This window comes from Streptomyces sp. HD, assembly GCF_028369295.1.
Classification (GTDB): domain Bacteria; phylum Actinomycetota; class Actinomycetes; order Streptomycetales; family Streptomycetaceae; genus Streptomyces.
Genome location: NZ_JAQMYP010000023.1, coordinates 134,531 through 155,223, shown reverse-complemented (window position 1 = coordinate 155,223; position 20,693 = coordinate 134,531). Strand labels below are relative to the sequence as shown.

At 69.4% G+C, this 20,693-nt stretch carries 15 protein-coding genes; 8 read left to right on the top strand and 7 right to left on the bottom strand.

What is annotated here, in order from left to right:
- The first annotated feature begins 314 nt into the window (after positions 1 to 314).
- A complete protein-coding gene (locus tag POF73_RS23180; protein WP_272118548.1) occupies positions 315 to 764 on the top strand; it encodes a PTS sugar transporter subunit IIA in 450 nt (149 codons plus the stop codon).
- Between the two features lie 82 nt (positions 765 to 846).
- Positions 847 to 2,517 (top strand): phosphoenolpyruvate--protein phosphotransferase, encoded by a 1,671-nt coding sequence (ptsP, locus tag POF73_RS23175; protein ID WP_272118546.1) that lies wholly within the window; start codon positions 847 to 849, stop codon positions 2,515 to 2,517.
- A gap of 69 nt (positions 2,518 to 2,586) precedes the next feature.
- Here ptsP and POF73_RS23170 read toward each other — a convergent pair whose 3' ends face one another.
- On the bottom strand, positions 2,587 to 3,480 hold the full coding sequence (locus POF73_RS23170) for a hypothetical protein (RefSeq protein ID WP_272118544.1): 894 nt from the start codon (positions 3,478 to 3,480) through the stop codon (positions 2,587 to 2,589).
- A 182-nt stretch (positions 3,481 to 3,662) separates the two neighbouring features.
- On the bottom strand, positions 3,663 to 5,630 hold the full coding sequence (locus POF73_RS23165; RefSeq protein WP_272118541.1) for an acetoacetate--CoA ligase: 1,968 nt from the start codon (positions 5,628 to 5,630) through the stop codon (positions 3,663 to 3,665).
- A 212-nt stretch (positions 5,631 to 5,842) separates the two neighbouring features.
- On the opposite strand from POF73_RS23165, the gene POF73_RS23160 reads away from it, so the two are divergent.
- Positions 5,843 to 8,209 carry a glycoside hydrolase family 31 protein gene (locus POF73_RS23160; protein ID WP_272118539.1) on the top strand — a complete coding sequence of 789 codons (2,367 nt, stop codon included), beginning with the start codon at positions 5,843 to 5,845 and terminating at the stop codon, positions 8,207 to 8,209.
- Between the two features lie 2 nt (positions 8,210 to 8,211).
- On the opposite strand, the gene POF73_RS23155 is transcribed toward POF73_RS23160, so the two are convergent.
- Positions 8,212 to 8,748, bottom strand: a complete 537-nt coding sequence (locus tag POF73_RS23155; RefSeq protein ID WP_272118538.1) for an NUDIX domain-containing protein — start codon at positions 8,746 to 8,748, stop codon at positions 8,212 to 8,214.
- Between the two features lie 50 nt (positions 8,749 to 8,798).
- On the bottom strand, positions 8,799 to 9,605 hold the full coding sequence (locus POF73_RS23150) for a M15 family metallopeptidase (protein WP_272118536.1): 807 nt from the start codon (positions 9,603 to 9,605) through the stop codon (positions 8,799 to 8,801).
- A 138-nt stretch (positions 9,606 to 9,743) separates the two neighbouring features.
- On the opposite strand from POF73_RS23150, the gene POF73_RS23145 reads away from it, so the two are divergent.
- From POF73_RS23145 to glpK, 5 genes are all read left to right on the top strand, one after another.
- Complete coding sequence (locus tag POF73_RS23145) at positions 9,744 to 10,190, top strand: Zn-ribbon domain-containing OB-fold protein (protein WP_272118534.1); 447 nt, start codon at positions 9,744 to 9,746, stop codon at positions 10,188 to 10,190.
- Positions 10,187 to 11,377, top strand: a complete 1,191-nt coding sequence (locus tag POF73_RS23140; RefSeq protein ID WP_272118532.1) for a lipid-transfer protein — start codon at positions 10,187 to 10,189, stop codon at positions 11,375 to 11,377. The genes POF73_RS23145 and POF73_RS23140 overlap by 4 nt, the downstream gene beginning before the upstream one ends.
- 163 nt (positions 11,378 to 11,540) lie before the next feature.
- Complete coding sequence (locus tag POF73_RS23135; protein WP_272118531.1) at positions 11,541 to 13,193, top strand: GGDEF domain-containing protein; 1,653 nt, start codon at positions 11,541 to 11,543, stop codon at positions 13,191 to 13,193.
- A 483-nt stretch (positions 13,194 to 13,676) separates the two neighbouring features.
- Entirely contained in the window at positions 13,677 to 14,402 is a 726-nt protein-coding gene (locus POF73_RS23130) for an MIP/aquaporin family protein (protein WP_272118529.1), read from the top strand.
- A 22-nt stretch (positions 14,403 to 14,424) separates the two neighbouring features.
- The gene (gene glpK / locus POF73_RS23125; protein ID WP_272118527.1) at positions 14,425 to 15,936 is read left to right on the top strand and encodes a glycerol kinase GlpK; all 1,512 of its coding nucleotides are present in this window, start codon (positions 14,425 to 14,427) and stop codon (positions 15,934 to 15,936) included.
- A gap of 107 nt (positions 15,937 to 16,043) precedes the next feature.
- Here the strand turns inward: glpK and POF73_RS23120 are convergent, their stop codons facing one another.
- The 3 genes from POF73_RS23120 to POF73_RS23110 are packed head-to-tail and all read right to left on the bottom strand — an operon-like array spanning position 16,044 to position 20,688.
- Positions 16,044 to 16,649 carry a GTP-binding protein gene (locus POF73_RS23120; protein WP_272118524.1) on the bottom strand — a complete coding sequence of 202 codons (606 nt, stop codon included), beginning with the start codon at positions 16,647 to 16,649 and terminating at the stop codon, positions 16,044 to 16,046.
- Positions 16,630 to 20,268 carry a hydantoinase B/oxoprolinase family protein gene (locus POF73_RS23115; protein WP_272118522.1) on the bottom strand — a complete coding sequence of 1,213 codons (3,639 nt, stop codon included), beginning with the start codon at positions 20,266 to 20,268 and terminating at the stop codon, positions 16,630 to 16,632. Before POF73_RS23115 ends, POF73_RS23120 begins: the two co-directional genes overlap by 20 nt.
- 24 nt (positions 20,269 to 20,292) lie before the next feature.
- Entirely contained in the window at positions 20,293 to 20,688 is a 396-nt protein-coding gene (locus POF73_RS23110) for a DUF742 domain-containing protein (RefSeq protein WP_272118520.1), read from the bottom strand.
- Positions 20,689 to 20,693 lie beyond the last annotated feature (5 nt).

Genomic DNA, 20,693 nt, shown 5'->3' with positions numbered 1-20,693 from the left:
GTTCCAAACTCTATCAGTGTTTTTCCGGCCCTCTGACCACCATCCTGCAGGCATGCAGAAGGTGACCCCGAGATAGGATCTGACAAGTTGGGTGCTGCTGGGCAAGGACGCCTAGTTGCGTCACTCAGTCCCGAGCAGGAGTACGACTGTACACGCGGCCGCAGAGCGGGTGCAAATCGGTTTACGGTATGGTCTAGACCACCCTGGAGTGCCCGCGCGGAATCGGCACTTCATGTGACATACCCTGCTGAACAGTGTGCCGTCCGCACAGGCAACGACGGCCCATAACGATCTCCACCCCTGGGAGGTTTCCCATGACCACCGTGACGTCCCCACTGGCAGGACGCGCCGTCGGACTGGCATCCGTACCCGATCCTGTCTTCTCCGGGGCCATGGTCGGCCCGGGCACCGCGATCGACCCCGTGCGTGAGCCCTCCGAGGCTGTGTCGCCCGTGGACGGAGTCATCGTCTCTCTCCATCCGCACGCCTTTGTCGTCGTCGACGAGCAGGGTCACGGCGTGCTCACCCATCTCGGCATCGACACCGTGCAGCTCAACGGCGAGGGCTTCGAGCTTCTCGTGAACAAGGGGGACACCGTGACGCGCGGGCAGGGCATCGTGCGCTGGAACCCGGCAGCGGTCGAGGAAGCCGGCAAGTCCCCCGTGTGCCCGATCGTTGCCCTTGAGGCCACGGCAGAGGCCCTCTCCGACCTGCGGGACGACGGCGACGTGAAGGCTGGTGACAGTCTCTTCTTCTGGAAGTGACACCGGCGCCGTCGTATGACGGCAAGTAGGGACGACAACCACCGCGGCGGCGGGACCCGCCGCACTATCGGAGACGGGTGAGATGGAGACAACGCTGCGAGGCGTCGGCGTGAGCCACGGTGTGGCGATCGGCGAGGTTCGGCACATGGGAACGGCGGTCCTCGAACCGCCTGCCAAGCAGATCCCGGCCGAGGAGGCGGAGCGTGAACAGGGGCGCGCACGCAAGGCGGTGGAGGCTGTGGCGGCCGACCTGATGGCGCGCGGCAATCTGGCGGGGGGCGAAGCCCAGGCGGTGCTTGAGGCTCAGGCCATGATGGCCCAGGACCCCGAGCTGATGGCGGATGTGGACCGGCGTATCGCCGTCGGCAGCACGGCTGAGCGCGCCGTGTACGACGCCTTCGCCGCGTACCGCGAGCTGCTGGCCGGCGCCGGGGAGTACCTTGCCGGCCGGGTGGCCGACCTCGATGACGTGCGGAATCGTATCGTCGCTCGTTTGCTCGGAGTCCCGATGCCGGGTGTCCCGGACAGCGACGAGCCGTATGTCCTTGTCGCTCGCGACCTCGCGCCGGCCGACACCGCGCTGCTGGATCCGGCCCTGGTTCTCGGCTTTGTCACCGAGGAGGGCGGGCCGACCAGCCACAGCGCGATTCTGGCGAGGGCTCTCGGCGTTCCGGCCGTGGTCGCGCTGCCGGGTGCCGGTGAGCTTGCCGAGGGCACGGTCATCGCTGTTGACGGCAGTACCGGTGACATCTTCGTGAATCCGAGCAAGGAGAAGAAGGCGGAGCTGGAGGCCGCTGCCGCCAAGCGCAAGGCGGCGCTCGCGGCGTCGACCGGCCCGGGTGCCACCGCGGACGGTCACAAGGTGCCGCTGCTGGCCAACGTCGGCGGGCCGTCCGACGTTCCGGCTGCTGTCGAGGCGGGCGCCGAGGGTGTCGGTCTGTTCCGTACCGAGTTCCTCTTCCTCGACGACAGCAAGAAGGCGCCGTCGGAGGAGAAGCAGGTCGAGGCCTATCGGCAGGTGCTTGAGGCCTTCCCCGAGGGCCGCGTCGTCGTGCGTGTCCTGGACGCGGGTGCGGACAAGCCGCTGGACTTCCTGACGCCGGCCGATGAGCCGAACCCGGCCCTGGGTGTGCGTGGTCTGCGGACGCTGCTGGACCACCCCGAGGTGCTGCGTACCCAGCTGACGGCACTCGCGAAGGCTGCGGAGGGGCTGCCCGTCTACCTTGAGGTCATGGCCCCGATGGTGGCGGACCGTGCCGATGCGAAGGCGTTCGCGGACGCGTGCCGTGCGGCCGGGCTGCAGGCGAAGTTCGGCGCGATGGTGGAGATTCCGTCGGCCGCGCTGCGGGCGCGTTCGATCCTGCAGGAGGTCGAGTTCCTGTCGCTGGGGACGAACGACCTCGCGCAGTACACCTTCGCCGCGGACCGTCAGGTGGGTGCCGTGTCCCGTCTGCAGGATCCGTGGCAGCCGGCGCTGCTCGACCTGGTGGCACTGTCCGCCGAGGCGGCGAAGGCCGAGGGCAAGAGCTGTGGTGTCTGTGGTGAGGCGGCGTCCGACCCCCTGCTGGCGTGTGTGCTGACCGGTCTGGGTGTCACCTCCCTCTCCATGGGGTCGGCATCGATTCCTTATGTCCGGGCGACGCTGGCGAAGTACACGCTGGCCCAGTGTGAGCGTGCCGCTTCGGCGGCGCGGGCGGCGGACAGCGCCGAGGAGGCGCGGAACGCCGCTCAGGCAGTGCTGTCCGGCGAGTAGCCGGAGCGAGCGGGCTGCAAGCCTGTCGCGTGGGGCGCTCCACCTGCGGGTGGAGCGCCCCCTGCGCGTTCAGTGGTCGTGGCCCGGAGTCGCCTCCTCGTCGCCGAGGTCAGGGGGCGCGCAGTAGTCGACGCCCGATTCCGGAGAGATGAGGTCTCCGGAATCGATGTCGGTGCAGTAGGCGTCGAAGACCTCGCCCGCGGTGAGGGGTTCCAGTCCGTCTCCACGCAGGCGCCATCCGTAGATGCGGTCGGATGTGCCGGGAGCGCTGGTGCGCATGACGAGTCCGCCGGGGCTCCGGGTGGCCAGGCCGAGGGCTAGAACCGTGGTGAACTCCAGCGCTTCTGCCTCGTCGAGGTGCGTGGCGCCCTGGGCGTGTTCGTCGGCGTGAAGGGCGGAGACGAGTGTTTCCGGGGTGCCCATGACGCTGCAGACGAGGTGTCGGCAGCCCTGATGGGCCGTGTCCAGGATGCGGACGAGGAGATGCGAGGCGCGGATGAAGGCCGCGCGGCCGAGGTCCTCGCCGCAGGTGGCACAGGCGCCGAGTCGGGCCAGGAGCATCGACGCGTACTCCCTGGTGGCTTGGCGGACGGCCTCGTCGACGAGAGCCGGGACTAGGTCTGCCAAGGGTTGGCCCTCAAAGGGGACGGTAGGTCCGGTGGCCGCGAGTTCGGCGGTGAAGCGCGTGCGGCTGGACGGGATGTCGGGGTCGAGGCCCGTTTCCGCGCAGAACTCGGCGTATTCCTGGGGATCGAAGAGGGCGATCGTCGTATGGCTGCCTTGGAAGGCCCGTGTCCTGAGGAGGGCTTCCACCTGTTCCAGATAGATCTTGTGGTCGTCGAAGGTGAAGCTGCGGTAGCCGCGCATGGCGCGGAAGTCGTGCTCGTCGGTCAGCAGGCCGATCGTGCCGGCGATTTCGCGGCGCAGGGCGCCTCGCATCGTCTGGTGGTCGGTGTGCGCCATCTTTCCCCCTGTGTGCGGTCGATCAATGCTCACTCACAGTAATCGGGGGCACTGACAACGGCGTCGGGGTGACGTGCCTGACGGGCCAGATGGTTGGTATTCGTGCAGGTCAGAGCCGCGATATCCGCGTGGCCGGCCTCGGAGGTCACGTGGCTCTGGAGTCCGAGGCCGGTGCTCCTCGGTCAGGCGCGCTTGCGGGCGAGTTCCTCGTAGAAGTGCAGGAGGTCGAGGTTGTCGATCGAGCCCGGGTTGACTGCCTTTTCAAGGGGTGTGCCTTGGAGGAGTCGCTTGACCGGGACCTCGATGCGCTTGCCGGTGAGGGTGTGCGGGACGCCGGGGACCTCGATGATCTCGTCGGGAATATGACGTGGTGACAGTTGTTCGCGGATGGTCTGCTTGATGCGGTTCAGGAGGGCCTCGTCGAGTACGGCTCCGGGGACCAGGTGCACGAACAGGGGCATCCAGTAGCCGCCGTCAGGCTGTTCGATGCCGATGACGAGGGATTCCTTGATCTCGGGAAGGCGCTCCACGGCTTCGTAGATGTCCGCCGAGCCCATCCGCACGCCCTGGCGGTTGAGGGTCGAGTCGGAGCGGCCGTGGATGATGACGGAGCCGCGTGAGGTGACGGTGATCCAGTCTCCGTGGCGCCATACGCCGGGATAGGTGTCGAAATAGCTGTCGTGGTACCGGCTGCCGTCGGGGTCGTTCCAGAAGTGGATCGGCATGGACGGCATGGGGTTGGTGACCACGAGCTCGCCCACCTCGTCGATGAGGGGGTTGCCGCTGGGGTCCCAGGACTGCAGGTCGGTGCCGAGACCGGGGGCCTGGAGTTCGCCGACGTACACGGGCAGCGTGGGCACGGCCCCCGCGAAGCAGGAGCAGACGTCCGTGCCGCCGCTGACGGAGGCGATCCAGAGGTCGTCGCGGACCTCGTCGTGCAGCCAGCGGAACCCGTCGGGCGGGAGCGGTGATCCGGTGGTGGCGACGCACTGCACCTCGGAGAGGTCGAAGTCGCGGGCGGGGTGCACATCGGCCTTGCGGCAGGCCATGACGTACGCGGCCGAGGTGCCGTAGAGGGTGGCTTTGGTGCGTTCGGCGACTCGCCACTGAGCGCCGGTGTCGGGGTATCCCGGGCTGCCGTCGTAGAGGACGATCGTGGTGCCGGTGAGGAGGCCGGAGACGAGGAAGTTCCACATCATCCAGCCCGTCGAGGTGTACCAGAAGAAACGGTCCTCTGGGCCCAGGTCGCAGTGCAGACCGAGTTGCTTGAGGTGCTCGACGAGGATGCCGCCCTGGGACTGGACGATGGCCTTCGGAAGGCCGGTCGTGCCGGAGGAGTAGAGCACCCAGAGGGGGTGGTCGAATGGCACCTGCTCGTAGACGGGCTCCACATCGGAGGCTGTGAGGGCAGACCATTCCAGGGCGCCTTCGGGGGCCTCCGTGCCGAGCAGGGGGATGTGGACGACGGCGCGCAGGGTGGGGAGTTCGCGGCGGAGTTCGGCGACGGTATCGCGGCGGTCGTGCTGCTTGCCGCCGTAGCGGTAGCCGTCGACCGTGATGAGGACGACGGGTTCGACCTGCTGGAAGCGGTCGAGGACGCTGCGGGCGCCGAAGTCGGGGGCGCAGGAGGTCCAGACGCCTCCGACGGCGGCCGTGGCGAGGAGGGCGACGACAGCCTGCGGGATGTTCGGGAGGTAGCCGCTGACGCGGTCTCCGGGGCGTACGCCCAGGGCACGCAGCTCGGCGGCGAGGGAGCCGACCTGGTGGCGGAGCTCGGACCAGGTCACGGGGCGGGGTTCGTGGGATTCGTCCACGTGGAGGAGCGCGGGTTCGTCCGGCCGGGTCGCGGCGGCGCGTAGGGCGTGCTCGGCGTAGTTCAGGGTCGCGCCGGGGAACCATTGGGCGCCTGGCATCGCGCGATCGCCCAGCACGCGCGCGTAGGGGGTGGAGAAGCGTACGTCGAACCACTCGGTGACGGCTTTCCAGAAGGTGTCCAGTTCGTCGACCGACCAGCGGTGCAGGGCCGCGTAGCCGCCCTCGGCGGGGGCACCGTGGTTTTCGGCGGCCCAGGCCTGGAACCTGGTGACCTGAGCCTGCGCGATGCGCTGCGGATCTGGCTGCCAGAGCGGCTGGGGATTCACGGTCGACATGGGGCGGCTCCCGGACTGTGCGCGTCGTGTGCGTCTTCCGCGCACGGCGGGGGTGTGCGCGTGACGCGGATGACACGGACGATGCCATGTGATCGACTTCTGCACCAGGGTGCGCCCCACATAGTCCGTGTCGTGAAGATGTGGTCCAGGCACGGGTGAACGGCAGTTGAACGGCACACGCGTGTGGGGCGCTGAATGGCAGGCTGAGCAGCATGGACGGTCGTGACCTGGTGCGTTCGATGAAGGCGGTCGGTTCTGTGGGAGCGGCCCAGGGGTTGCGTACCGTACGAGCGGCGTGGCGCAGGAAGCGCGCCGACGCCGCGGGGCTGCCGCCCCGGGGTGCCGAGCGTGCTCGGGTGCCCGGGCCGGTGCAGGAGGTGGAGCCCGGTCCGGGCGGCGGTGTCATCCGGTTCAGCCGGTCGGAACTACGCATCGTCGTCACCGTGAACGGAGCCGTCTTCTGGGGGTGGGACGGGGCCGCTCCCGAGCCGTCGTACGCGCTCGCGGGCCGGTGTCCGGAACCGGATCCCCGGGCCGTGCTGGAGCCCGACAAGGACGGTGGCTGGCGGGTCGTGGCCGAGCGGGTGACGGTCGTCATCTCGCGGCACGGTGCGGTGGAGGTGCAGACGCCGGGTGGTTTGACACTGCGCCGTGACCTGCCACCGCGTTGGTGGGAGCCGGTCGGCGGTGGGGCGGCGCGCTGGATGCAGCGGTCGGAGGTGGCCGCGGACGCCCGGTTCTTCGGGCTGGGCGGACGGGCAGCGGGGCCCCGGCTGAAGAACGGGACGTACCGGTTGTGGAACACCGACCCGGGCCGTGCGTTCGGCCCGGGCGACGACCCGTTGTACATCACCATGCCGGTGCAGCTGGTGGTGGCCGACGCGGCCACGCACCTGGTGTTCCACGACACTTCGTGGGACGGCACGGTGACGCTGCGGGAGGGCGAGGAGGGCGCCGGCTCCGGGCACGACCACGCGGGGAGCAGCGAACTGCGGATGGACGGGGGTCCGTTGCGCTGCTGGGTGATGGTGGGCACTCCCGCGCGCGTACTGCTCGTGTGGGCCTCCCTCACCGGTGCGGCCGCGCTGCCGCCGGCGTGGGCGTTGGGCCACCATCACGCGCGGTGGGGCTTCGGCAGCGAGCAGGAGGTACGGCGGATCGTTTCTGGTTACCAGGATCGGGATCTGCCGTTGGACGCGATCCATCTGGACATCGACCACTACGACGAGCATCAGGTGTTCACGGTCGACCATGAGGGCTTTCCCAAACTGCCGCAGCTGGCCGAGGACTTGCGGAGGGACGGAATCCACCTGGTCTCGATCGTCGACCCGGCGGTCAAGGCCGCGCCGGGCAATGCCGTGTACGACAGCGGGACGGTCGAGGACGCGTTCGTCAGGGACACCTCGGGGCAGGTCGTGCGAGGCGTGGTCTGGCCCGGGGAGGCGGTCTTCCCGGACTTCACGCACGCGCGCGTGCGGCACTGGTGGGGTGGGCTCTACGAGGAGCGGCTGGCGCAGGGCTTCTCGGGTTTCTGGCACGACATGAACGAGCCGACCTCGTTCGCGGCCTTCGGGGAGTCGACACTGCCTCGTTCGGCCCGGCACTCCCTGGAGGGGCGAGGCGGTGACCATCAGGAGGCGCACAACGTCTACGGCCTGTGCATGGCCAGGGCGGGCTATGAGGGGGTACGCGCGCTGACGCCCGAGGGGCGGCCCTTCGTGTTCTCGCGGTCCGGATGGGCCGGCATGCAGCGTTACGGGGGCACCTGGTCCGGCGACGTGGCCACGGGCTGGCCCGGGCTGCGGGCGTCGTTGTCGCTGGTCATGGGTCTCGGGCTGTGCGGGGTGCCCTACTCGGGGCCGGACGTGGGCGGGTTCGACGGGAGTCCTTCGCCGGAGCTGTATCTGCGGTGGTTGCAGTTGGCGGCGTATCTGCCGCTGTTCCGTACGCATGCGAGCCTGCGGGCGGGGCGCAGGGAGCCATGGGAGTTCGGTCCCGAGGTGCTGGAGCACGCGCGCGTGGCGCTCGTCGAGCGACGGAGGCTGCTGCCGTACTTCGTGACGCTGGCGCATCTGGCCCGGCGGACAGGCGCGCCGTATGTGCGTCCGCTGTGGTGGTCGGCGCCCGAGGAGCGCGCGCTGCGCGATTGCGAGGATGCGTTTCTGCTGGGCGACTCGCTGCTGGTGGCGCCGGTGCTGGATCCAGGAGCTGACCGGCGTGCGGTGCAGTTGCCGCGGGGGCGCTGGTACGACACGGCGACTGAGCGGGCGTACGAAGGGCCGGGGCTGGTGCTCATCGACGCGCCCCTGTCGCGTGTCCCGGTGCTGGCGCGCTCGGGCGCCGTCGTCCCCGTACGTGGGGACGACGGCGGGCTGGAATTGGAGGTGTGGGCGCCCGCCCCCGGACGTACCGGGGGCGGACTGGTGGTGCCGGACACGGGCGACGGTTGGGACGAGCCGGAGATAGAGCGCTACCTCACCCGCTGGGAAGGCCGCAAGCCTGTCGTCGAGCTGGAGCACGAGGACGGTGTGATCCCGTCCCCTCGTCCGGTGCGCGTCCGAGGGCTCGGCGAGCGTTGAGGTCAGATGTAACGGCCCTCGAAGAACGCCCGTACGGCCAGTGTGTGCAGCGGGAAGGCGAGCTCCTCCGGCCTGCGCAGGAGATGCCAGCCCTCGGTCTCGTTCGTGGCGGCCGACGGCGGCAGGCGGTCGACGGGGCGTTCCGGGAGGAGGCCGAACAGCAGCAGGTGCCCATCGGGGGAGCTCATCGCGTCGACGAGACGTACGTCGCGGCCGGCCGCGTCGATGCCGGTCTCTTCCTTGAGTTCGCGGACGACGGCCTGGCGCCAGTCCTCGCGGTCGTCGATGTAGCCGCCGGGCAGGGCGATGCCCCCGCGCGCGGGGGCCACGGTTCGGGTGATGACCACAAGGGCGGTGCCCTTAGTGTCGTACACGGGCTGGAGCGCGATCGCTACCGGCAGCGGGTTGCGGTAGGCCACGGCGCCGCACACCGGGCAGGTGCGCGGCCAGCCGGAGACGCCCTCTCCGTAGGGCGCGCCGCAGGTCGAACAGTGGGAGTCCGCTGCGGAGTTGGGAACGGAGTACTGAGATTCGGACACGCGGCGGACTGTATCCGATCAGTGGAAGGGCGTCTTCCGGGGGCCGGTCACTACTGCCTGGTCAGGGATTTCCAGGACACGGGGAAGTCGAAGTAGGTGTCCGGATAGGACTCCGGCTTGTACGTGTAGTGCCACCATTCCTCGGCGAGGTTGACGAATCCGAGGGCTTCGAGGGTGCCTTTGAGCAACAGCCGGTTGGCACGCTGTTCGCCCTGGATGCGCGGGTCGAGGGTGTGCGAGAGGGTGTCGAAGCAGTCGTAGCCGGTGCCCATGTCGACGGAGTTGTCGGGGAAGCGTTCGCTCTGCGGTGCGTAGCAGGGCACGAGGGGCTGTCCTGGCACGTAGGGCCTGGTGGGCTTCGCCGGCAGCCGGACGATCGTCAGGTCCATGGTCGAGCCGCGGCTGTGGCCGGATTTCTCCGCGATGTAACCGTCCACGAACAGACGGGTCTTGTCGACGTTCGGGTAGAACTCCTCCTTCATGGCTTCGTCGTCGAGGTCCTCGGCCCAGCGGACGAAGTGGTCGACGGCGCGCTGCGGCCGGTAGCAGTCGTACACCTTGAGCGTGTAGCCCTTGCGCAGCAGCTGCTGCTGGGCCTTGTGGAGGGCGTGGGCGGCGGGTCGGGTGAGGATGCAGAGGGGCTGTCGGTAGCCGTCGATGCGCTCCCCCACGAAGTTGTGCGGGGTGAAGTACCGCATCTCCTCGATGATGGTGGGATCCACGGTTCTCAGCGCCACGAAGTCTTTCGGCGCTCTGGGCTCGGTCCTCGCCTGGGCGGTCGCGGGGGCGGCGGTGACGGCCAGCATCGTGGCGAGCGTGGTGACCAGTCCTCGCAGCGCGATCGAGAGTCGTGTCATGTCTCCTGCATCTATCAGGAATTGGTTCCGTCGAGGAAGCGATCGGATGCAGTCGACCCGTAAGGCCGTCCTGCCGCTTTCCGGCTGCCCGTGACACACTTCTGACGTCCCGTCAGATTTTGGTTGCCAGGAGGGGCTATGCCACGTACGCGCACACCTGTCGTCGCAGGGTGGTTCACCGGCGAAGGGGACGACTTCCGGCTCCTCGGCACTCGTTGCTCGGTCTGCACCTCGGTGTTCTTTCCCCGCGAGGACGCGCACTGCCGGAATCCGGACTGTCCGGGCGGCAACCTGGAGGAGGTGCCGCTCTCGCGGTGCGGGCGCGTCTGGTCGTACACGGACAGCCGGTACCGACCTCCGTCACCCTATGTGACCGATCCGGAACTTCCTTGGGAGCCGCACACGTTGATCGCTGTGGAGCTGCCCGCTGAGTGCCTCGTGGTGCTGGGGCAGGCGGCTCCCGGGATCACCGTCGCCGATCTGGCGGTGGGCATGGAGGTGGAGGTCGTTCCCGGCGTGCTCCATGAGGACGCGGAGACGATCTGGACGACCTGGCAGTGGCGACCGACGGGGGTGGCGGCATGACGGAAGAGGTGGCGGTACTCGGCGTGGGCATGCATCCCTGGGGCAAGTGGGGACGCAGCTTCGTCGAGTACGGGGCGGTGGCGGCCCGTACGGCGCTCGCCGATGCGGGACTGGAGTGGCGGGACATCGGGTCGATCGTCGGTGCGGACACGGTGCGGGGCGGCTATCCGGGATATGTCGCAGGGGCCACGTTCGCGAAGGCGCTGGGCTGGCAGGGTGCCCGGGTCACGAGCGTGTACGCGGCGTGCGCGTCCGGCGCGCAGGCGGTCAACACCGCGCGGGCGCAGATACTTTCGGGGCTGGCGGACGTGGTACTCGTGGTGGGCGCCGATGCCGCTCCCAAGGGGTTCTTCCGGCCCGCCGGCGGCGACCGGCCGGACGATCCGGACTGGCTGCGTTTCCGAGTCCTCGGAGCGACCAATCCGACGTACTTCGGGCTGTACGCGCGTCGGCGGATGGCACTGCACGGGGACACCCTGGAGGACTTCGCACAGGTCAAAGTGAAGAACGCCGCTCTGGGGGCGTTGAATCCCCACGCGCGCTACCGCAAGCGGGTCACCGCCGAGGAGGTCGCCGCATCCGCCGTGGTCGCCGATCCCCTGCGGCTGCTCGACATCTGCGCCACCTCGGACGGAGGCGCCGCGCTGGTTCTGGCGGGCATGGATTTCGCGCGTCGGCACGGGGCCCCGGATCCGGTGCGCATCCGGGCGGTGTCCACCGTGACGCCCCGCTATCCCAACACGGTCCTGGATCTGCCCGATATCGCGACGGACTCCGCAGTGGCGGCGCAACCGGCGGCCGATACGTTCCGGGAATCGATCGCGCGGGCGGCCTACGAGGAGGCGGGCATCGGCCCGGAGGAACTGTCCTTCGCAGAGGTCTACGACCTGTCCACCGCGCTGGAGTTGCAGTGGTACGAGGATCTGGGGCTGTGCGGCGAGGGAGAGGCCGCGAAGCTGCTACGGGAGGGCGCGACGGGGCTGGGCGGCCGCATACCCGTCAACACGAGCGGCGGGCTGGCCTCCTTCGGAGAGGCGGTCCCAGCTCAGGCGATCGCCCAAGTCTGCGAGCTGACCTGGCAGTTGAGAGAGGCTGCGGCTGACCGGCAGGTCGCCGGGGCACGCGTGGGGATCGCGGCGAACCAGGGTCTGTTCGGGCACGGATCGGCGGTGATCGCGGTGAGGTGAGGCGGCTCGTTCGGCACGGGGAGCCGGTCCTGCGGGCGTGGCCTCACCGTCGTACGGCCGAGCACGGGCCAGGCATGTCTACGGTGTGTGACCAACCCGGAATCCTGCGTGAACGTCTCATGAACTGGGCTTGGGCGTGCTCCAGCGGCGCCATCATGCTGCCGTGGACTCCTGGACGGATACTCTCCGCTTCGCTTTCCAACCGGTGGTCAATCTGACGACCGGTGGGGTGGCGGGGCTGGAGATACTCGCCCGCCCGGAGACCGGCGACGTCCTGGCCGAGGCCCGCCGTGACCCCGAACTCGACGGCCGGCTGGCAGTGTTGGCGTTCCGCGCGGCGGCTCGCAAGGAGACGTTGCTCCCTCTGTACGTCAACGTGTTCGCCGGTACCCTCGCCGACCTCGGCGGGCTCACACCGCTGCACGACGCCGTGCGTGCGGCAGGGCGGCTCCCGTGGGAGGTGACGATCGACGTCGGTCCGCCGTACACGCATGTGCCTCAGCAGGCGCTGTTGGAGGCGATCGGCTCGCTGCGCGACCTCGGCTTCCGGATCAGCGCGGACGGCGTCGGCGACGGGGACCTGCCGTTGCGGTTGCTCACCGACATGGCGCCGGACCTGGTGAAGCTCGACGCGTCCATGCTGCTGCGCCCGGCGGCGGTGCGGGCGATGCGGACGCTGTGCGACCAGTTGCCGGCGCTGCTGTGCGTGGAGGGCGTGGAGACGGAACTGCAGTGCGCGGCCGCGCGGTCGGCCGGTGCGCAGCTGGCCCAGGGGGAGCTGTTCGCTCCGCCGGCTCGGCTGCCCGCGGCGGAGGTATACGTTCCGCCGCGCTCCCCCGGACTGGCGGTGGCGACCCGCTCGGGACCGTCGGTGCTGGAGTTCGTGCGGCCTGCCGCACTGCTGCCCGCCACCGCGTCCGCGGGGCAGGTGCGGGCGCTGCTGACCGGGTCGCCCGACGTATCCGGGGTGCTGTTGGTCAACCCGGACGGCGTCCCCTTGCGGTCGGTGCATCGCTCCCGCTTCCTGCTGTCGATGTCGGGCCGCTACGGCCACGCCCTGTACGCCGACCGGCCCGCGGCGAAGCTCGGAGACCCGCCGCGCACCGTGGGCGTCGACGCCACCGCGTGGGAGGTACTGGACGTGGTCGCGGTCGGCGACCGGGACCGCACGTCGGACGATGTGGCCGTGGTCGACCGGTACGGCCGGTGCGTCGGTGTCGTACGGCTCGCGGACCTCGTGCGGGCCCTCGCCGAGACCCAGGTCGAGGAGGCGGCCGGGCTCAATCCCCTGACCCGGCTGCCCGGTTCGGACGCGATCACCGGTGAGGTGGACCGGCGAATCGCGGACGGGCGGACGTTCGCACTGAGCTGGCTGGACGTGGACGACTTCAAGCAGGTCAACGACGGAGCCGGATTCGCGGCGGGCGACGAGCTGATCCGGTCGGTCGGACGGGCGCTGCAGCAAGCGGCGTCCGGCAGCACCCGGGTGGGCCACATCGGCGGGGACGACTTCCTTGTGCTCGCCGATCCTGAGGGGCTGAGCCCGCTGGCCGCCTCCGTGCTGGACGTGTCCTGGTCGGCGGGCGGGCGTCCTGTCACCTTGTCCCTGGCCACGGTCGTGTGTGAGCTCGGGAGCGTGGCGGACCACCGTCAGGCGGCAGCCTGTCTGGCGCCGCTGAAGAAGGCCGCGAAATCGCTCAGTGGGGCGAGCTGGGTGATCGGCCGCGCGGGGCTGTCCGGGCACGAGATCCTTCGCGGTGTGGAGGCGCAGCCCGCCCGCGCCGAGTGGGCGGTGGCGGACCCGAGCAAGGGGTGAGAACCTGTTCCTAGCAGGTCGGCGGGGCCGAAAGGCGTCCGCACGGCCTCAAGAACAGCCATGGCCTTCGACCCCCGCCGGGTTCAGCAGGAACTGGCCTGCCTGCCGTCCTCAGCAGGGCCTCGATGTCCGTCCCACCCCGAACGGGCGTGCCACGAGTCGCGTCGGCGAATATCCGTGACTCGTGAGTGCTCCCCCAACCGTTGACGTCCACGACCTTGACGCCCCTTGGACGCCGGTGAACACTTCCCGGTGTCGGTCGACATCGCCGTACATTCTCGGCGTATCCACGCACTGCGCCGCGCGGTTCCGCCCTGGACCAAGGCCCTTCCCCCACGGGCGAGTCGGCTGCGACGGCACGCTCGTCACGGACGCCGGGCGGGGCGCAGGCCCCTCCCTGCCTTCGGCTGATGTCGCCATGGGAAACGCACCCCGCACGGAGAAACCGGGGCCGATCGTCCCGGCCAGGGCCTAGGAGCCGCCATGAGCAACGGAGACATCTTCCTCGGTGAGGTCATCGGTACCGCGATTCTGATCCTCTTCGGGGCCGGAGTGGTCGCCGCCGTCGTACTCAACTATTCCAAGGCGAAGGACGCGGGCTGGGTCGTCATCGCGTTCGGCTGGGGATTCGGCGTGATGGCCGGCGCGTACACCGCCGCGCCGCTGTCCGGCGGGCAGCTCAACCCCGCCGTGACGATCGGGATCGCCATCGACACCGGGAACTGGGACAAGGTCCACATCTACATCGCCGGCCAGATGGTCGGCGCGATGCTGGGTGCCGTGTTGTGCTGGCTGGTCTACTTCGCGCAGTTCCAGGCCAATGCCGACGAGAAGATCGCTCAGCCGACGCTCGGGATCTTCTCCACCGCGCCCACGATCCGCAATGTCGTCGCGAACCTCATGACCGAGATCATCGCGACCATCGCCCTGGTGCTGCCCATCCTGGCATTCGGTCTGACCAAGGGCCTGGGCGTGTCGGGCACGGCGATTCTGATCGTCTCGTTCCTGGTGGTCGGCATCGGTCTGTCGCTCGGTGGTCCCACCGGATACGCCATCAACCCGGCCCGTGACCTGGGTCCGCGTATCGTCCACTCCCTGCTCCCGATTCCCAACAAGGGCACCTCCGACTGGAGTTACTCGTGGATCCCGGTGGTGGGACCGCTGATCGGCGGAGTGCTGTCCGGGGTCATCTTCAACGCAGCGTTCTGAAGGATCCGACGAAGGGGACGTCATGACGGACAAGTTCGTCGCCGCTATCGACCAGGGCACGACCTCAAGCCGCTGCATCATCTTCAACCAGGACGGCGCCATCGTGGCCGTCGACCAGCGCGAGCACCGCCAGATCTTCCCCAAGCCCGGCTGGGTGGAGCACGACGCCACCGAGATCTGGTCGAAGGTGCAGGCGGTGGTGGCGGGCGCGATCGCGAAGGCGGGTCTGCGCACCGATCAGCTCAGTGCGCTCGGCATCACCAACCAGCGTGAGACGACGGTCCTGTGGGACCGCGCGACGGGCAAGCCGGTGCACAACGCCATCGTGTGGCAGGACACCCGTACGGCGGCGCTGTGCAACCAGCTCGGCGGCTCGGACGGGCAGGATCGTTTCCGTGAGCAGACGGGGCTACCGCTGGCCAGTTACTTTTCCGGCCCCAAGGCGGCCTGGCTGCTGGACAACGTGCCTGGCCTGAGGGCCCGCGCCGAGCGCGGCGAGATCGCTTTCGGCACCATCGACTCCTGGCTGATCTGGAACCTCACCGGCGGCACGGACGGCGGACACCACGTCACCGACGTGACGAACGCCGGCCGCACCATGCTGATGAACCTGGAGACCCTCCAGTGGGACTCCTCGATCCTGTCCGCGATGAACGTTCCCGAGGCCGTCCTGCCGGAGATCAAGTCCTCCTCCGAGGTCTACGGGACCGCCGTCGGGCAGCTGGCCGGTGTGCCGGTCGCCTCGGCTCTGGGCGACCAGCAGGCGGCGGTGTTCGGACAGGCATGCTACGACGTGGGCACGGCCAAGAACACGTACGGCACGGGCAGCTTCCTGCTGCTCAACACGGGCAACCGCCCGGTGCCGTCGAAGAACGGGCTGCTGACGACGATGGGCTACAAGATCGGCAGTGAGGCGCCGGTGTACTGCCTGGAGGGGGCAATAGCCATAACGGGCGCGCTCGTCCAGTGGTTCCGCGACCAGCTCGGCATCATCCGCACCGCCGACGAGATCGAGCCCCTCGCGGAGAGCGTCGAGGACAACGGCGGCGCATACATCGTGCCCGCCTTCTCCGGCCTGTTCGCGCCGTACTGGCGTTCCGACGCGCGCGGCGTCATCACCGGTCTGACGCGCTACGTCACCAAGGGACACCTCGCGCGCGCGGTGCTGGAGGCGACGAGCTGGCAGACCCGCGAGGTCGTGGACGCCATGTACCAGGACTCCGGCGTGCACATCACGACCCTGAAGGTCGACGGCGGCATGACGAAGAACAACCTGCTCATGCAGCACCAGGCCGACGTGCTCGACGTGCCCGTGATCCGGCCCAAGATCTCCGAGACGACCTGCCTGGGCGCCGCGTACGCGGCAGGGCTGGCCACCGGGGTGTGGAACGACCTGGACGAGCTCAAGGCGCACTGGGCGAAGGACGTCGAGTGGACACCCGCCATGACCGCCCAGGACCGTGACCGCGAGTACCACAACTGGCGCAAGGCGGTGGAGAAGAGCTTCGGCTGGCAGGAGGACGGCGACGACTGACGCAGACGGCCCGCGCGTGCGGGTCGCGTGATCCACGCGCGCGTGTCCATGAGCCGCGGCCCGTACCCCAGTCGGCGGGGGTACGGGCCGTGCGCGTGCTCCGGGCGTCAGGTGGAGACGGTCTGGCGGCGGTCCGCCTGGTACGCCATGGCGTGCTGGACGACGCCGATGAGGATCTCCTTGACGGACTCCCGGTCGCGCGCGTCGCACAGCAGCAGCGGTACGCCCTCGTCGAGGTCGAGGGCCTGCCGGATGTCCTCCGCCGGGTAACGGGAGGCTCCCTCGAAGCAGTTGACGCCGACGAGGAAGGGTATGGACCGCCGCTCGAAGTAGTCGACGGCCGCGAAGCAGTCCTCAAGCCGGCGGGTGTCGGCGAGGACGACGGCGCCGAGCGCGCCCTCCGAGAGCTCGTCCCACATGAACCAGAACCGCTCCTGGCCGGGCGTGCCGAAGAGGTAGAGGACCAGGTCCTCGCGCAAGGTGATGCGGCCGAAGTCCATGGCCACGGTGGTGGTGCGCTTGCCCTCGACACCGCTCGTGTCGTCGACCGGGCGTCCGGCCTCGGTGAGCAGTTCCTCGGTGCGCAGAGGCCTGATCTCGCTGACGGCGCCGACGAGGGTGGTCTTGCCCACGCCGAAGCCGCCGGCCACCAGGATCTTGAGCGTGACGGGCTCGACCGGAGGCTTCCCGCGCTCAGAACGCCCGAAGATCATCGATCTCTTCTCCTGCTTGATGGGGGTCGCGCGACGGTGGGCCGTAGCCTCCGCCGCCGGGGGTTTCGATGACGAGTACGTCGCCGGGGGCGACGTCCGTCGAGTCGCTTCCGGCCAGTGCGGTGACGGTGCCGTCCGCGCGTTCGACACGGTTGGCTCCCAGTGCGCCCGGTTCGCCGCCCGCCATCCCGTACGGCGGCACCCTGCGGTGCTGGGACAGCGTGGAGACGGTCATGGGCTCGTGGAACCGGATGCGGCGCACGGCGCCGTCCCCGCCGCGCCACTGCCCGGCGCCGCCGCTGCCGCGCCGTACGGCGAACTCGTCGAGTTGTACGGGCAGGCGCCACTCCAGCACTTCGGGGTCGGTGAGCCGCGAGTTGGTCATGTGGGTCTGGACGACGGGCGCGCCGGGGAATCCGTCGCCCGCGCCGGATCCGGCGGCCACGGTCTCGTAGTACTGGTGGCGTTCGTTGCCGAAGGTGACGTTGTTCATGGTGCCGGAGCCCTCGGCCTGGACACCCAGGGCTGCGTAGAGGGCGCCGGTGATCGCCTGGGAGGTCTCGACGTTGCCGGCGACGACCGCTGCCGGGGGTTCGGGAGCGAGCATGGAGCCGGGCGGCACGATGATGTCGAGGGGTCGCAGACAGCCGTCGTTGAGCGGGATGTCGTCGGCGACGAGGGTGCGGAAGACGTAGAGGACAGCGGCGTTGACGACCGAGAACGGCGCGTTGAAGTTGGTGGCCAGCTGCGGGGACGTGCCGCTGAAGTCGATGGTGGCCGTGCGGTTGTCGCGGTCCACGCGCACGCGTACCCGGATCACGGCGCCGGAGTCGGTCTCGTAGGCGTACTCGCCGTCGTCCAGGGCGTCGATGACGCGGCGTACCGCTTCCTCCGCGTTGTCCTGGACGTGCTTCATGTACGCCTGGACGACGTCGAGGCCGAAGTTCTCGATCATGCGGGCGACTTCGTCGACGCCCTTCTGGTTGGCCGCGATCTGGGCGCGCAGATCGGCGAGGTTGGTCTTCGGGTTGCGGGAGGGGTACGGCGCCTCGGTGAGCAGGCGGAGGGTCTCCTCCTCACGGAAGCTGCCGTTCTCGGCGAGCAGCCAGTTGTCGAAGAGGATGCCCTCCTCGTCGATGGTGCGGCTGTTCGCCGGCATGGAGCCGGGCGCGATGCCGCCGATCTCGGCGTGGTGGCCACGTGAGGCAACGTAGAAGAGGATCCGGTCACCCTCCGTGTTCGCGGTGTCGAAGACCGGAGTGATCACGGTGACGTCCGGCAGGTGGGTGCCGCCGTGGTACGGGTCGTTGACGGCGTATGTGTCGCCGGGGCGCATCCGGGGGCCGCGCCGCCGGATGACCTCCTTGACGCTCGTGCCCATCGAGCCCAGGTGGACGGGGATGTGGGGGGCGTTGGCCACCAGGTTTCCGTCCGGGTCGAAGAGCGCGCAGGAGAAGTCCAGGCGTTCCTTGATGTTGACGGACTGGGCGGTGGATTCGAGGCGGGCGCCCATCTGTTCGGCGATGGACATGAACAGGTTGTTGAAGACCTCCAGCAGAACCGGGTCGGCTTTCGTACCGAGATCGGAACTCTCCGTAATCGCCGCGCGTTCCATGACCAGATGCCCGTCGTCGGTCGTCGCGGCTTGCCAGCCGTCGTCGACGACGGTCGTCGCGCTGGCCTCGGTGATGATCGCGGGGCCGGTGACGGTTTCGCCGGGAGGAAGGGTCTCGCGGCGGTGGAGGGGTACGTCGCGCCAGGTGCCGCCGGTGTGGAGGCGGACGGTTCGCGGGGCGGCCGGGCTGCCTTCAGGGGCGGCTTGGTACGGGGCGAGGGCGGAGAGATCGGGGGGTTCGGTGATGCCGGTGGCTTCGACGGAGAGGGCTTCGACGACGATCGGGCGGTCGAGGGCGAAGGAGTACGTGGCGCGATGACGTTCTTCGAAGGCGCGCCGCATCGCGTCGGGGTCGGTGAGTTCGACGGTGAGGGTGGTGTCGGTGCCGTCGTAGCGGAGTTGGGCGCGTCGGGTGATCTTGATGCGGTCCTCGGGGACGTCCTCGTCGAGGAGTTCGGTGCGGGCGGCGGATTCGAGGTCGTCCGCCGTCTTGAGGACGCCGGGCATGGAGGTGGCGTCCAGAGGCGCCTCGGCGGACTGTTCGCGCATGGCCGTGGTGTCGGCGAGGCCGATGCCGAGTGCCGACAGGACACCGGCCATGGGCGGCACGAGGACGGTGCGGATGCCCAGCGAGTCGGCGACCATGCACGCGTGCTGACCACCGGCGCCACCGAAGGTCGTGAGGGCGTAGCGGGTGACGTCGTGGCCCTTCTGCACGGAGATCCGCTTGACGGCGTTGGCGATGTTGGCGACGGCGATCTGCAGGTAGCCCTCGGCGACCTGTTCGGGCGTGCGGTCGTCGCCGGTCTGCTCGCGGATCTCGCGCGCGAGCGCGGCGAAGCGGTCACGGACGAGGGCGTCGTCGAGGGGCTGGTCGCCGTCGGGGCCGAACACCCTGGGGAAGTGGGCGGGTTGGATACGGCCGAGCATCACGTTGGCGTCGGTGACGGCGAGCGGGCCGCCGCCCCGGTAGCAGGCGGGCCCCGGGTCCGCGCCCGCCGAGTCCGGCCCTACGCGGTAGCGGGACCCGTCGAAGTGGAGGACCGAGCCGCCGCCTGCGGCGACGGTGTGGATGTCCAGCATGGGGGCGCGCAGTCGGACGCCGGCGATCTGTGTGGTGAAGACGCGTTCGTATTCGCCGGCGAAATGGGAGACGTCGGTGGAGGTGCCCCCCATGTCGAAGCCGATGACCCGGTCGAAGCCGGCGAGCTGCGACATGCGGGCCATACCGACAATGCCGCCTGCGGGGCCGGAGAGGATGGCGTCCTTGCCGCGGAACTGCCCGGCTTCGGCGAGACCGCCGTTGGACTGCATGAACATCAGCCGTACGCCTTCGAGTTCGTCGGCGACATGCTGTACGTAGCGGCGCAGCACGGGCGAGAGGTAGGCGTCGACGACGGCGGTGTCCCCGCGCGGTACGAGTTTCATCAGAGGGCTGACCTCGCTGGACAGCGAGATCTGCGGGAAGCCGACGCGGGCGGCGAGCGTGCCGACGGCCTGCTCGTGAGCGGGATGCAGATGGCTGTGCATACAGACCACGGCGACGGCGCGGATCCCGTCGTCGTACGCCTCTTGGAGGGGGCCGGCGAGGGCATCCAGGTCGGGGGCGTGCAGGACGGTGCCGTCGGCGGCGATGCGCTCGTCGACCTCGACGACCCGTTCGTAGAGCAGCTCGGGGAGCTCGATCCGGCGGGCGAAGATGCGGGGCCGGTTCTGGTAGGCGATGCGCAGGGCGTCGCGGAATCCGCGAGTGACGACCAGCAGGGTCCGCTCGCCCTTGCGTTCGAGGAGGGCGTTGGTGGCGACTGTCGTGCCCATACGGACGGCCTCCACGGGGTCCTGGGAACCGCCCAGCAACTCGCGTACGCCCGCGACGGCCGCGTCGGAGTAGCGTGCCGGGTTCTCCGACAGCAGCTTGTGCGTCAGCAGACGGCCGTCCGGGCGTCGCGCGACGATGTCCGTGAAGGTGCCGCCACGGTCGACCCAGAACTGCCAGCCTGTCACGTCACTACCCCGCTTCCACGCCGCTCACAGCGCCCGCAGGCCGTTGATCACGTCGCGCAGAATACTCTCGTCCACCAGCTCGGCAGGCGGTACAGGCCGGTTCACATGGACGAATTCACTGTCCACGAGGTCCCCGACGAGGACCCGTACGACGCCGATGGGCAGATCGAGTTCGGCGGAGAGTTCGGCCACGGACTGCGGGGCGTCACGGCACAGCCCGACGATGTCCACATGTTCCGGGGACAGCGTCGAGTCGGCGTCCGGGTCGTCCGCGTGCGGCTCCGCGACGACCACCGCGATCAGGTCGAGACGATGCTGGGCCGCACTGGTGGTGCGGCCGCGCGTCATGGCGTACGGGCGGACGACCGGACCGGCCTCGTCGTCGAACCAGTGGCTTCTTCCCTGACCCTCAGCGCTCATGCCAT